Annotated in this window: 12 protein-coding genes; 8 read left to right on the top strand and 4 right to left on the bottom strand. The window is 72.6% G+C overall.

Annotation, left to right across the window (positions count from 1 at the left end; genetic code table 11):
- Positions 1 to 29: 29 nt before the first annotated feature.
- The gene (locus DAI17_RS17630) at positions 30 to 2,111 is read right to left on the bottom strand and encodes a 3-hydroxyacyl-CoA dehydrogenase NAD-binding domain-containing protein (RefSeq protein ID WP_107774538.1); all 2,082 of its coding nucleotides are present in this window, start codon (positions 2,109 to 2,111) and stop codon (positions 30 to 32) included.
- A gap of 1 nt (position 2,112) precedes the next feature.
- Entirely contained in the window at positions 2,113 to 3,312 is a 1,200-nt protein-coding gene (locus DAI17_RS17625) for a thiolase family protein (protein ID WP_107774537.1), read from the bottom strand.
- 116 nt (positions 3,313 to 3,428) lie between these two features.
- Here DAI17_RS17625 and DAI17_RS17620 point away from each other — a divergent pair, with 116 nt between their 5' ends.
- On the top strand, positions 3,429 to 4,349 hold the full coding sequence (locus tag DAI17_RS17620) for a proteasome assembly chaperone family protein (protein ID WP_107774536.1): 921 nt from the start codon (positions 3,429 to 3,431) through the stop codon (positions 4,347 to 4,349).
- Positions 4,349 to 5,209: an acyl-CoA thioesterase gene (locus tag DAI17_RS17615; protein WP_107774535.1), complete on the top strand. Its 861-nt coding sequence runs from the start codon at positions 4,349 to 4,351 to the stop codon at positions 5,207 to 5,209. Before DAI17_RS17620 ends, DAI17_RS17615 begins: the two co-directional genes overlap by 1 nt.
- 67 nt (positions 5,210 to 5,276) lie before the next feature.
- Here DAI17_RS17615 and DAI17_RS17610 read toward each other — a convergent pair whose 3' ends face one another.
- Together DAI17_RS17610 and DAI17_RS17605 are read right to left on the bottom strand one after the other, a co-directional pair.
- Positions 5,277 to 6,155, bottom strand: coding sequence for a MaoC family dehydratase (locus tag DAI17_RS17610; RefSeq protein WP_107774534.1), 879 nt, complete (start codon positions 6,153 to 6,155; stop codon positions 5,277 to 5,279).
- A 1-nt stretch (position 6,156) separates the two neighbouring features.
- Complete coding sequence (locus DAI17_RS17605; RefSeq protein WP_107774533.1) at positions 6,157 to 7,491, bottom strand: 3-oxoacyl-ACP reductase; 1,335 nt, start codon at positions 7,489 to 7,491, stop codon at positions 6,157 to 6,159.
- A 66-nt stretch (positions 7,492 to 7,557) separates the two neighbouring features.
- Between DAI17_RS17605 and DAI17_RS17600 the strand changes: the two genes are divergently transcribed.
- The 6 genes from DAI17_RS17600 (at position 7,558) to DAI17_RS17575 (ending at position 12,707) form a co-directional block, all read left to right on the top strand.
- Positions 7,558 to 8,838, top strand: a complete 1,281-nt coding sequence (locus DAI17_RS17600) for an acetyl-CoA C-acetyltransferase (protein ID WP_107774532.1) — start codon at positions 7,558 to 7,560, stop codon at positions 8,836 to 8,838.
- Between the two features lie 100 nt (positions 8,839 to 8,938).
- Positions 8,939 to 9,469 carry a bifunctional pyr operon transcriptional regulator/uracil phosphoribosyltransferase PyrR gene (pyrR, locus tag DAI17_RS17595; RefSeq protein WP_107774531.1) on the top strand — a complete coding sequence of 177 codons (531 nt, stop codon included), beginning with the start codon at positions 8,939 to 8,941 and terminating at the stop codon, positions 9,467 to 9,469.
- Entirely contained in the window at positions 9,466 to 10,392 is a 927-nt protein-coding gene (locus DAI17_RS17590) for an aspartate carbamoyltransferase catalytic subunit (protein WP_107774530.1), read from the top strand. Before pyrR ends, DAI17_RS17590 begins: the two co-directional genes overlap by 4 nt.
- A complete protein-coding gene (locus DAI17_RS17585; RefSeq protein WP_107774529.1) occupies positions 10,392 to 11,657 on the top strand; it encodes a dihydroorotase in 1,266 nt (421 codons plus the stop codon). Before DAI17_RS17590 ends, DAI17_RS17585 begins: the two co-directional genes overlap by 1 nt.
- Positions 11,658 to 11,679: 22 nt before the next feature.
- Positions 11,680 to 12,300, top strand: coding sequence for an MSMEG_1061 family FMN-dependent PPOX-type flavoprotein (locus tag DAI17_RS17580; protein WP_107774528.1), 621 nt, complete (start codon positions 11,680 to 11,682; stop codon positions 12,298 to 12,300).
- Positions 12,300 to 12,707, top strand: coding sequence for a VOC family protein (locus DAI17_RS17575; RefSeq protein WP_234412576.1), 408 nt, complete (start codon positions 12,300 to 12,302; stop codon positions 12,705 to 12,707). Before DAI17_RS17580 ends, DAI17_RS17575 begins: the two co-directional genes overlap by 1 nt.
- Positions 12,708 to 12,710: the final 3 nt, after the last annotated feature.

The raw sequence follows: 12,710 nt of genomic DNA, 5'->3' as shown, positions 1-12,710 counted from the left end.
GCCGGACTCCGGTCACCGGTTGCGGCGGCTCAGTGGAAGCGCTTGCCGTTGACCTTCTCCGAGATGCCCGAGATGTCGAGCAGCATCGTCAGGCCGCCGTTCCAGAAGGAGAACCCGGCGCCGGTGATCATCGCGAGGTCGAGGTCCTCCGGAGCCGCGACGACGCCCTCGTCCAGCATGAGTCGGGCCTCCTCGGCCAGGCCGGCGAGGACCTTCTCGCGCACCTCCGGTCCGGTCAGCACGACCGGGGACTCCGGCTTCTCGAGCAGCTCGAGGACCTCGGGGTCGATGGAGAGGTCGGGGGCGTAGTAGGACGACTTCTTCGCCGCCACCACGCGCTCGAGCGCGGGGGAGACGTAGAACCGGTCGGGGAACGCCCCGTGCAGCGTCTCGCTGTTGTGCAGCGCGATCGCCGGACCCACCAGCGAGAGCAGCATGAAGGGCGGCATCGGGGCCACGCCGGCGAACGCGCCGTCCGCCACGGTGATCGGGGTGCCCTCGTCGACGATCCGGCCGACCTCGCCCATGAAGCGGCCGAGGAGGCGGTTGACGATGAACGACGGGCTGTCCTTGACCAGGATCGTGGTCTTCTTCAGCGCCTTGCCGGTGGCGAAGGCCGTGGCCAGCGTGGCGTCGTCGGTCTGCTCGCCCTTGACGATCTCGAGCAGCGGCATCACCGCGACCGGGTTGAAGAAGTGGAACCCCACGACCCGCTCCGGGTGCTCGAGGTCGGCGGCCATCTCGGTGATCGACAGCGACGAGGTGTTGGTCGCCAGCACGCACTCGGGCGAGACGACCTTCTCCACGTCGGCGAAGACCGACTTCTTGACCGACATCTCCTCGAAGACCGCCTCGATGACGAAGTCGGCGTCCCCGAAGGCGACCTGCTTGTCGGTGGCCCCGGTGACCAGCGCCTTGTGGCGGTTGGCCTTGTCCTGGTTGTAGCCCCGGCCCTTGGCGAGCAGCTTGTCGATCTCGGCGTGCACGTAGGCCACGCCCTTGTCGGCGCGCTCCTGGTCGAGGTCGGTGAGGACCACCGGCACCTCGAGGCGGCGTACGAACAGCAGCGCCAGCTGGCTGGCCATCAGGCCGGCACCCACGATGCCGACCTTGGTGACCGGGCGGGCCAGTGCCTTGTCGGGGGCGCCGGCGGGCCGCTTGGCCCGCTTCTGCACCAGGTCGAAGGCGTAGAGGCTGGCGATGAGCTCGGGCGTGCGCGACATCTCCTCGAGGGCGTCGTCCTCGGCCGCGAAGCCGGCGTCCCGGTCCGCGTCGCGGGCACCGGCGATGAGCTCGACGGCCTTCCTCGCGGCGGGGGAGGCGCCACCGGTCTTGGACTGCACGATGCCCTCGGCGCGGGCGATCGCCGCGTCCCACGCGTCGCGGTCGACCTCGGGACGCTCCACGACCGTCTCGCCGCGCAGCACCGAGGCCGCCCAGAGCAGCGACTGCTCCAGGAAGTCGGCGCCGCCGAAGACCGCGTCGGCCAGGCCGAAGTCGTACGCCGCCTGCCCGCCCAGGGTCTTCCCGTTGTTGAGCGGGTTCTCCAGGACCAGGGTGACGGCCTTGTCCGCGCCGACCAGCTGCGGGACGAGGTAGGCGCCACCCCAGCCGGGGACCAGACCGAGCATGACCTCGGGCAGGCCCAGGGCCGGCGCGGAGTCCATCACGGTGCGGTAGGTGCAGTGCAGGGCGACCTCGAGGCCGCCGCCGAGGGCGAGGCCGTTGATGAACCCGAAGGACGGCTTGCCGCCCTCGCCCAGCTTGCGGAAGACCGCGTGGCCGAGCTCGGCCACCACACGCACGGCGTCGGGGCCGCCACCGGAGATCGAGGTGAGGTCGGCGCCGGCGGCCAGGATGAACGGCTTGCCGGTGACCGCGATCGCGTCGATCGAGTCGTCGGCCAGCGCCGCGTCGATCGCGGTGTTGAGCGCGAGCAGCGAGCGCGGACCGAAGGTGTTGGGCTTCGTGTGGTCCTCGCCGTTGTCGAGGGTGATCAGGCCGAAGGTCGCGCCCGGCAGGGCGACCTTGCGCAGGTGGGCCCGGGTGACGCGCTCGGCGTCGGACGAGATCTCCTCGGCGCGGGCGAGCAGGGGTGCGATGTCGGTCATGTCAGGCCGCCTCTCCGGTCCAGTGGGGGTTCTCCCAGATGACGGTGCCGCCCATGCCGATGCCGATGCACATGGTCGTGAGGCCGTAGCGGACCTCGGGGCGCTCCTCGAACTGCCGGGCGAGCTGGGTCATCAGCCGCACGCCCGACGAGGCCAGCGGGTGGCCCATGGCGATGGCACCGCCGTAGGGGTTGACGCGCTCGTCGTCGTCGGCGATGCCGAAGTGCTCGAGGAAGGCGAGCACCTGGACGGCGAAGGCCTCGTTGACCTCGAACGCGTCGATGTCCTCGATGGTCAGGCCGGCCTGGGAGAGCGCCTTCTCGGTGGCCGGGATCGGCCCGGCGCCCATGACCTCGGGCTCGACGCCGACGAAGGAGTAGGACACCAGCCGCATGCGCACCGGGAGGCCGAGCTCGCGGGCGGTCTCCTCGTCGGCCAGCAGCGCGGCGGTGGCGCCGTCGTTGATGCCCGCCGCGTTGCCGGCGGTCACCTTGCCGTGGGCGCGGAAGGGCGTCTTGAGGCCGGCCAGGGTCGCGAGGGTCGTCTCGGGGCGCATCGGCTCGTCGGTGGTGGCCAGGCCCCAGCCGTCCTCGGCGGAGCGGGTGGCGACCGGGACGAGGTCGCGCTGCAGCGACCCCGCGTCGTACGCCGCCTTGGTCTTCTGCTGCGAGCGCACGGCGTAGGTGTCCACGCGCTCCTTGGTGATCGTGGGGTAGCGGTCGTGCAGGTTCTCCGCGGTCTTGCCCATCACGAGGGCGTCGGGGTCGACGATCCGCTCGGAGAGGATGCGCGGGTTGGGGTCCACGCCCTCGCCCATGGGGTGGCGGCCCATGTGCTCGACGCCGCCGGCGATGGCGACGTCGTAGGAGCCGAAGGCGATGCCCGAGGCGGTCGTGGTCACCGCGGTCATGGCGCCGGCGCACATGCGGTCGATCGCGAAGCCGGGGACGCTCTGCGGCAGGCCGGACAGCAGGGCGGCGGTGCGGCCGATGGTCAGGCCCTGGTCGCCGATCTGGGTGGTGGCGGCCACGGCGACCTCGTCGACCCGCTCGGGCGGGAGGGACGGGTTGCGGCGCATGAGCTCGCGGATGCACTTGATGACGAGGTCGTCGGCGCGCGTCTCGGCGTACTGGCCCTTGGCCTTGCCGAACGGGGTGCGCACGCCGTCGACGAAGACGACCTCTCGCAGCTGACGGGGCACGGGTACTCCTGTGGGGCGGGGGTGCGGACGGCCTCACGTTACCCTCCGGTAACAAGATCGTGTCAGGTTCACCGGTGTGTGCCCGCTCACGCCGCGCCGCTCACTAGGCTGGGGGCATGTCAGAACCCTCCCGGCTGGTGCACATCGTCGACGACGTCGCGGGGGTCGAGGACCCCGGCGGACTCACGATGGTCGTCGTCCTGACCGGCTTCCTCGACGCGGGCCAGTCCGCGGAGGTCGCGGCTCGTCACCTGCAGTCGCTCTCCGAGGGCCGGGTGGTGGCCACCTTCGACGTCGACGCCCTGCACGACTACCGCGCCCGCCGGCCCCCGGTCGCCTTCGTGCGCGACCACTACGAGGGGTACGAGGCCCCGCGCCTGGTCGTCCGCGCCCTGACCGACGCCGGCGGGACGCCCTACGTGCTGCTCACCGGCCCCGAGCCCGACATCCGGTGGGAGGCCTTCGCGCGCGCCGTGCGCGAGGTGGTCGAGCGCTTCGACGTACGCCGCGTGGTCAGCCTGGGCGCCGTCCCGATGGCCGTCCCGCACACCCGCCCCATCGCGGTCACCCCGCACGCCAACCGCGCCGAGCTGCTGACCGGCGAGAGCCCGTGGCGCGGCGAGCTGCGCGTGCCCTCCAGCGCCCAGTCGCTGCTGGAGATCCGGCTCGGCGAGTGGGGCCACGACGCGCTGGGCTACGTCGTGCACATCCCGCACTACCTCGCGCAGATGGAGTACCCGCAGGCCGCGACCGTCCTGCTCGAGCAGCTCGAGCTCGGCGGTCACCTCGCCTTCGACCTCACCGACCTTCGCGAGGCCGCGGAGATCACCGAGACCGAGATCGAGCGCTACCTCTCCTCCCACGACGAGGTCAGCGAGGTCGTGCACGGTCTCGAGCGCCAGTACGACGCGTTCCGCGAGGCCGAGGAGTCCGGCAGCTCGCTGCTCGCCTCGGACCAGCCGCTGCCCACCGGCGAGGAGATCGGTCAGCAGTTCGAGCAGTTCCTGGCCGGCCTCGACGAGGACGGCGACCGCTGATGGCCGGCTCTGCCGAGGAGCTCGTGTCCCTGCTCGTCCTCGAGCAGCTCGACGTCGACCTGTTCCGGGGCAAGCAGCCCGACACGGCCCGCCAGCGGGTGTTCGGCGGCCAGGTGGCCGCCCAGTCGGTGGTGGCCGCGAACCGCAGCGTGGAGGACGTCTTCGTGATGCACTCGCTGCACTCCTACTTCCTGCGCCCCGGCGACCCGGCCGTGCCGATCGTCTACGACGTGGAGCGCATCCGGGACGGGCGCTCCTTCGCCACCCGCCGCGTGATGGCACGCCAGCACGGGCGGCCGATCTACTACCTGACCGCCAACTTCCAGAAGCCCGAGGACGGGTTCGAGCACCAGGACCGGATGCCGCAGGTGGTCGGGCCCGACCGGGGTGTCCCGATGGCCAGCCTGGCCAGCCAGCGCGGACCGGAGGCGGCCCGGGAGTGGGAGCGCGAGTGGTCGGCGCTCGACGTCCGCTACCTCGGCACCTCCGCGATGGGTCTCCCCGAGGACGACGACCACCCCGCGCGGGCGCAGCTGTGGATCCGGATCGCCGGCGAGCTCGACGACGACCCCCTCACCCACCAGGCGGCCTTCACCTACGCCAGCGACCTCACCCTGCTCGGCGCGTCCCTGGTGCCGCACGGCGTGCACTTCGGCACCCCCGGCATGCAGATGGCGTCGCTCGACCACACCGTGTGGTTCCACCGTCCCTTCCGCGCCGACCGGTGGTGGCTCTACGACCAGGTCTCGCCGACCGCGGTCGGGGGCCGGGGGCTGGCCACGGCGCGCGTCTTCACCGAGGACGGGACCCTGGTGGCCACCGTCGCGCAGGAGGGGCTGATCCGCCTCCGCACCCAGTGAGCTCCGGAGCATCGCTGACGACGATCCGGTTCGGCCGCCCGCGTCGCTGAGGTGTCGCTGAGCCCGCTCAGACGGGGGTGGCGCGACCGACCACGTGCGGCGAGCCGTCACGCGGGGCCGTCAGGGCGAACGTGTGGACACCTGCGTCGACGACGTCCGCGAAGGCCACGGTGCCCGGCAGGAACGCCGGCCGCTTGAAGGCGACCTCGACGGTCACCGCCCCGGGCAGGCGGTTCTCGATCGCCGCCACCGACCGCGCCAACGTCCACATGCCGTGCGCGATCTGGCGGCGGAAGCCCAGTGCCCGGGCCGTCCACGGGTAGAGGTGGATCGGGTTGTGGTCGCCGGAGACGGCCGCGTAGCGGCGGCCCAGGTCGGCCGGCAGCCGCCACTCGATCCCTCCCGCCGGGGCGCCCTCGATCGCCAGCCCGCCCGAGGCGCCGGCCTCGCCGCGGCCGCGGCGCAGGTAGGTCGACGTCGACTCCCAGACGGTCTCGTCACCGGACGTGACGACGGTGACGAAGTCGAGCAGGGTGCCCTTGGCGTGGGCCCGGGGCGCACCGACCGACGTCGTCAGGTTCAGCGTCTCCCCGACACCGACGGGGCGGTGCGCGGTGATGGTGTTCTCGAGGTGCACGGTCCCGATGGCGGGCCACGGGAACGCCGGGTCGCTCATCACGGCCATGTGCAGCGGGAACGCGAGGAGGTGCGGGTAGGGGAGGGGGACGGTGTCCTTGCGCGGGAAGCCGCACACCGCGGCGTACGCCTCGACGTCGGCTCGCCGGACCCCGACCGCCTGGCGGGCGTAGGCCAGTCCCTCGAACGCGGAGGCCGGTTGCTTGCGCACCCCGGGCAGCAGGTTGAGGACCGGTACGGCGGGCAGTGCGGCGCGCGCGAGGGTGCGGAACCCGCCGGGCTCGCCGCTGAGAACGGTGGGCTCGACCACGTCAGGCGCCCAGCATCATCTGGCCGCAGACGCGGACCACGTTGCCGTTGACGGCGGTGGAGGCGGGGTTGGCGTACCAGGCGATCGTCTCCGCCACGTCGACCGGGAGCCCACCCTGGCTCATCGCGTTGAGGCGCTGCCCGACCTCGCGGGTCGCGAAGGGGACGGCTGCGGTCATGTCGGTGATGATGAACCCCGGTGCCACGGCGTTGACCGTGATGCCGTCGCCCACCTCGTCGGCCAGGCTGTCCACCAGCCCGATCACGCCGGCCTTGGAGGTGGCGTAGTTGGTCTGCCCGAGGTTGCCGGCGATGCCCGCGATGGACGCGACGCCGACGATGCGGCCGTTGGCGTGGACGACCCCCTCGTCGAGCAGCGTGCGGGTGATCCGCTCCGGTGCGGTGAGGTTGACCGCGATCACGCTCTCCCAGCGGTCGGTGCCCATGTTGGCCAGCTTCTTGTCCCGGGTGATGCCGGCGTTGTGCACGACGACGTCGACGCCGCCGTGCTCGGTGCGCAGGTGGTGGGCGATCCGCTGCGGGGCGTCCTTGGCGGTGATGTCCAGGACCAGGTGGTCACCGTCGAGCTCGCGGGCCAGCGCCTGCAGCTCGCTCGCGGCCTGCGGGACGTCGAGACCGACGACGGTGGCCCCGTCGCGGTGCAGCACACGGGCGATCTGCTCGCCGATTCCGCGGCTGGCGCCGGTCACCAGGGCGACCTTGCCCTCCAGGGGACGGCCCCAGTCGGCGACCGGCTCGGCGGTGGTCGTGCCGGTCGCGCCGATGCGCACCACCTGCCCGGACACGTAGGCGGACTTGGGCGAGAGGAGGAAGGCCAGCGTGGACGCGATCGCGCCCTCGGCGCCGGGGGAGACGTGCACGAGCTGGACGGTGCCGCCGCGGCCGATCTCCTTGCCCAGCGACCGGGTGAACCCCTCGAGGGCCCGCTGCGCGACGCGCTCGCTCCCCGCCACCGACTCCGGGGTCGTGCCGAGCACGACGACCCGGGGGCACCGGTCGAGGCGACGCATGAGCGGGGTGAAGAACTCCTGCAGCGCCACCAGGCCGGAGGACTCGGTGATGCCGGTCGCGTCGAAGACCAGCGCCTTGTAGGTCTCGCCGTCGACCGGGGTGGTCGCCGACCCGATGCCGAGCTCGCCGAGCGTGGCCGGGAGGTCGTGGGCCAGGCGGCCGACACCACCGGTGAGCACGGTGCCCGTCACGAGCGGGGAGCCCTCCGTCCAGCGCTCCAGGCGGGTGGGGTTGGGCAGCCCGACGAACTTGGCGAGCGGCTTGCCGATCGGCGAGGAGACGAAGCCCTGGTAGCGATCGCTCATGGCGGGGAGGTCCTCCGGTGACGTGTAACGACTGGTGTAACTGCGTGTCTACCCTAGAGTAGGGACATGAGCTCCTCGACCCGCCGCGTCGCCGTCCTCGGTGGCAACCGCATCCCGTTCGCCCGGTCCAACACCGTCTACGCCGACGTCTCCAACCAGGAGATGCTCACCGCGGCGATCGATGGGCTCGTCACCCGCTACGGCCTCGAGGGCGAGCGGCTCGGCGAGGTGGTGGCCGGCGCGGTGCTCAAGCACGCGCGCGACTTCAACCTCACCCGCGAGTCCGTGCTCGGCTCCCGACTGGCCCCCGAGACGCCCGCGACCGACATCCAGCAGGCGTGCGCCACCGGGCTCCAGGCCGCGATCCAGGTCGCCGGCAAGATCGCGCTCGGGCAGATCGACGTGGGCATCGCCGGGGGCACCGACACCACCTCCGACGCGCCGGTGGCGGTCAGCGACAAGCTGCGCAAGAAGCTGATGCGGGTCAACGCGGCCCGCGACACCGCCGGCAAGGTCAAGGCGCTCGGCGCGATCCGACCCGGCGACATCGGCCTGGAGGTCCCGCAGAACGGCGAGCCGCGGACCCGGCTCTCGATGGGCGAGCACGCCGCGCTCACCGCACTCGAGTGGCGGGTCTCCCGGGAGGCCCAGGACGAGCTCGCCGCCGCGTCCCACCACAAGATGGCGGCGGCGTACGAGCGCGGCTTCTTCGACGACCAGGTCATGCCCTTCCGCGGCGTCGAGCGGGACAACAACCTGCGCCCGGACTCCACCGTGGAGAAGCTCGCCACGCTCAAGCCGGTCTTCGGCAAGGGTGAGGCGGCGAGCATGACGGCCGGCAACAGCACGCCGCTCAGCGACGGCGCCTCGGCGGTGCTGCTCGCCTCGGAGGAGTGGGCGAAGGAGCACGACCTGCCGGTGCTGGCCTGGTTCGTCGACCACGAGACCGCCGCGGTCGACCACGTCAACGGCCACGAGGGCCTGCTGATGGCCCCGGCGTACGCCGTCCCGCGGATGCTCGCGCGCAACGGCCTGTCCCTGCAGGACTTCGACTTCTACGAGATCCACGAGGCGTTCGCCTCGCAGGTGCTCTCGACGCTGGCGGCCTGGGAGGACCCGGTGTTCTGCAAGGAACGTCTCGGCCTCGACGAGCCGCTGGGCTCCATCGACCGCGACAAGCTCAACGTCACCGGCTCCTCGCTGGCCGCCGCGCACCCCTTCGCCGCCACCGGTGGCCGGATCGTCAACACCCTGGCCCACCTGCTCGAGGAGAGGGGCTCGGGGCGCGGCCTGATCTCCATCTGCGCCGCGGGTGGCCAGGGCGTCGTGGCCATCCTGGAGCGCTGAGCCGGCGGGTGGGCCGGCTGGTAGGGTCGGCGGCGCTCCATCCAGCAGAGACATCCTTTAACGATCCGTCCCGTGAGGCGGAGAAGGAGGTCAGGGCCGCATGGCCGACCCTCGCATCGTGCTCGACTCCGGTGACATCGCCCGGGCGTTGACACGCATCTCCCACGAGATCCTCGAGCGCAACAAGGGCGCCGCCGACCTCGTCCTCCTCGGCCTCCACACCCGTGGGGTCCCGCTCGCCCGCCGCATCGGCGAGCGCATCGCCAGCGTCGAGGGGGTCGGCGTCGCCGTGGGCGAGCTCGACGTGACGATGTACCGCGACGACCTGCGCAAGCAGCCGACCCGACGCTCCCACAAGACCGAGATCCCCGCCGGCGGCATCGACGACAAGGTCGTGGTGCTGGTCGACGACGTGCTGTTCTCCGGGCGCACCATCCGGGCCGCCCTCGACGCGCTCGCCGACCTCGGGCGACCCTCCGCCGTACGCCTCGCGGTGCTGGTGGACCGGGGCCACCGCGAGCTGCCCATCCGCGCCGACCACGTCGGCAAGAACCTCCCCAGCGCCCGCAGCGAGCGGGTCAGCGTCCGGCTGGCGGAGGTCGACGACCTCGACGAGGTGACGATCGCGTGAGGCACCTGCTCTCCATCGACGACCTCTCCGTCGACGCGATCGCGGAGATCTTCGAGACCGCCGCCGACATGCACGACGTGCAGCGCCGCGAGGTCAAGAAGCTGCCCGCCCTGCGCGGCCGGACGGTCATCAACATGTTCTTCGAGGACTCCACCCGCACCCGGTCGAGCTTCGAGATCGCGGGCAAGTGGCTCTCGGCCGACGTCATCAACATCTCGGCCAAGGGCTCCAGCGCGTCCAAGGGCGAGAGCCTGCGGGACACCGTGCTGACGGTCTGCGCGATGGGCGTCGACGGGCTGGTCATCCGCCACCCGGCGTCCGGGGCGGCCCAGCAGGTCAGCCAGTGGGTCGACGCGGTCGTCGTCAACGCCGGCGACGGGATGCACGAGCACCCGACCCAGGCGCTCCTCGACGCCTACACCCTCCAGCGCCGGCTCGGCTCGCTCGAGGGCCGCCACGTGGTGCTGGTCGGGGACCTGACCCACAGCCGGGTCTTCCGCTCCAACGTGCTGTGCCTGACCAAGCTCGGGGCGCGGGTCACCGTGGTGGCGCCACCCACCCTGATGCCGGCGGGAATCGCGGCGTGGTCCGCGGCCGCGGGCTTCGAGACGTCCTACGACCTCGACGCCGTGCTGCCGCACGCCGACGCCGTGATGATGCTGCGCGTGCAGCGCGAGCGCATGTCGGGCGGCTACTTCCCCAGCGCGCGGGAGTACACCGTCGGCTACGGGCTCACCCGCGACCGGCTCGCCACCCTCAAGCCGGACGCGCCCATCTGCCACCCCGGCCCGATGAACCGCGGCCTCGAGATCGCCGCAGACGCCGCGGACGCCGCGCAGTCGGTCGTCCTGGAGCAGGTCTCCAGCGGCCTGGCCGTGCGCATGTCCGTGCTCTACCACCTGCTTGCCGGAGAGGAGTCCTGATGGGTCTGGTGATCACCGGCGCCTCGCTGCTGGGGGAGAAGACCGGGGACCTGTACGTCGACGACGCGGGCCGGCTCGTCGACGAGGCGCCCGCCGGGGCCGAGGTCCTCGACGCCGACGGCCTCGTGGCCCTGCCCGGGCTCGTCGACCTGCACACCCACCTGCGCGAGCCGGGCCGGGAGGACGCCGAGACGATCCTCACCGGGTCGCGCGCGGCCGCCGTCGGCGGCTACACCGCCGTGCTGGCCATGGCCAACACCTCGCCGGTGACCGACACCGCCGAGGCGGCCCTCCGGGTCCTCGACCTCGGGCGCGAGGCCGGGCTGGTCGACGTGCAGCCGGTGGGTGCGGTCACCCGCGGGCTGGCCGGCGAGGAGCTCGCCGAGCTCGGCCTGATGGCGCGGTCGCGCGCCCGGGTCCGGGTCTTCTCCGACGACGGGAAGTGCGTCCACGACGCGCGGGTGATGCGCCGGGCGCTGGAGTACGTCAAGGCCTTCGGCGGCGTCGTCTCCCAGCACGCCCAGGACCCCACGCTGGCCGGCCCCACCTCCTGCTGCCACGAGGGCGAGCTGTCCGGCCGCCTCGGGCTGCCGGGCTGGCCGGGCATCGCCGAGGAGGTCATCGTCGCGCGCGACGTCATGCTGGCCCGCCACACCGGCTCCCGCGTGCACGTCGCGCACGTCTCGACCGCCGGGTCGGTGGAGGTGATCCGCTGGGCCAAGGCCCAGGGCATCGACGTCACCGCCGAGGTCACGCCGCACCACCTGCTGCTCACCACCGACCTGCTCACCGGCTACGACCCGACGTACAAGGTGAATCCGCCGCTGCGCCCGCAGGAGGACGTCGACGCGCTCCGCGAGGCGCTCGCGGACGGCACCATCGACGCGGTCGCGACCGACCACGCGCCGCACGCCCGGCACGACAAGGAGCACGCGTTCGTCGACGCGGCCTTCGGGATGCTCGGGCTCGAGACCGCGCTGGGCGTGGTGCGCACCGCGCTGCCCGACCTGTCCTGGGCGCGGGTCGCGCAGGTCATGTCGACCACGCCGGCGCGGATCGCAGGACTCGCCGACCACGGCTCGCTGGCGCTCGGCAGCCCGGCCCACGTCACCCTCGTCGACCCGGCCGCCTCGGTCACCGTCGACCGCGCGGCGTCGGTCTCGCTGTCGCGCAACAACCCCTGGCACGGGCGCAAGCTGGTCTCGCGGGTCGTGCACACCGTGTACGGCGGGCGCCCCACCGTCCGCGACGGTGTCCTGGTCTGACGGGACGACCTAGGCTCGCGCCATGGAGATCACCAGCGTCGAGCAGCTCGAGGCCGTCGTCGGGGAGCCTGCCGAGCGGGCGCGCACCAAGGAGCGCTCGGTGCTGACCGAGATCGACCGGGCCTGGCTCGCAGCGACGCCGTTCTGCGTGCTGGCCACCGCGGACGCCGACGGCCGCTGCGACGCGAGCCCCAAGGGCGACCCGCCCGGCCGGCTCGTGCACGTCATCGACGACCGGACCATCGCGCTGGCCGAGCGTCCGGGCAACCGGCGCGTCGACGGCTACCGCAACGTGCTGGCCAACCCGTGGGTCGGGCTCGACTTCCTCATCCCCGGCCGCGGGGACACGCTGCGGATCAACGGCCGGGCCCGGCTGGTCGACGACGCGCCCTTCTTCGACGACCTGGCCGTCACGGGCCGCCGCCCGCTCCTGGGCCTGGTCGTCGACATCGAGACGATCTTCTTCCACTGCGCCAAGGCGTTCTCCCGCTCCCGGCTGTGGGACCCGACCACGTGGGCGCCGACGGAGAACGTCCCCCGTCGAGCCGTGATCGCCGCCGAGCTCGAGCCGGTGGCCGGCCAGTCGCTCGCCGACCTCGACGACTACTACCGGCCCGAGAACTACGACGCCAGGCTCTACTGATGGCCCACCCCCAGCTGCTCCACACCGTCCTGGACGCCGTGGACGTTCGCCGCGAGGCCGAGTTCTGGCGCGAGCTGCTGGGCCTGGTCTACCGCCCCGGCGACGAGGTGCCCGAGGGTGCCACCGACGACCTCGACTGGCTCGTCCTGACCCACCCGGACGGTCGTCGGGCGCTGGCCTTCCAGCAGGTCACCGAGCAGGCGCGGACCACGTGGCCCAGCCAGGAGGTGCCGATGCAGCTCCACCTCGACCTGACGGTCCCCGACGACGACCAGCTCGCCGAGCAGCACGACCGGGCGCTCGCCCTGGGCGCCACGGTCCTGCTCGACCGCACCGACGACGCGGACGAGCCGTTGTGGGTGCTCGCCGACCCGGAGGGCCACCCGTTCTGCATCTTCGTCGCCTGAGGA

It is taken from the genome of Nocardioides sediminis (assembly GCF_003047295.1).
Classification (GTDB): domain Bacteria; phylum Actinomycetota; class Actinomycetes; order Propionibacteriales; family Nocardioidaceae; genus Nocardioides; species Nocardioides sediminis.
The sequence above is the reverse complement of the archived record's forward strand: the minus strand, read 5'-3'. Positions and strand labels throughout refer to the sequence as shown.

Coding starts and splice junctions, on each gene's coding strand:
- DAI17_RS17630 (WP_107774538.1), bottom strand. CDS start 2,111: ATGACCGACATCGCACCCCTGCTCGCCCGCGCCGAGGAGATCTCGTCC.
- DAI17_RS17620 (WP_107774536.1), top strand. CDS start 3,429: ATGTCAGAACCCTCCCGGCTGGTGCACATCGTCGACGACGTCGCGGGG.
- DAI17_RS17615 (WP_107774535.1), top strand. CDS start 4,349: ATGGCCGGCTCTGCCGAGGAGCTCGTGTCCCTGCTCGTCCTCGAGCAG.
- DAI17_RS17605 (WP_107774533.1), bottom strand. CDS start 7,491: ATGAGCGATCGCTACCAGGGCTTCGTCTCCTCGCCGATCGGCAAGCCG.
- DAI17_RS17600 (WP_107774532.1), top strand. CDS start 7,558: ATGAGCTCCTCGACCCGCCGCGTCGCCGTCCTCGGTGGCAACCGCATC.
- pyrR (WP_107774531.1), top strand. CDS start 8,939: ATGGCCGACCCTCGCATCGTGCTCGACTCCGGTGACATCGCCCGGGCG.
- DAI17_RS17585 (WP_107774529.1), top strand. CDS start 10,392: ATGGGTCTGGTGATCACCGGCGCCTCGCTGCTGGGGGAGAAGACCGGG.
- DAI17_RS17580 (WP_107774528.1), top strand. CDS start 11,680: ATGGAGATCACCAGCGTCGAGCAGCTCGAGGCCGTCGTCGGGGAGCCT.
- DAI17_RS17575 (WP_234412576.1), top strand. CDS start 12,300: ATGGCCCACCCCCAGCTGCTCCACACCGTCCTGGACGCCGTGGACGTT.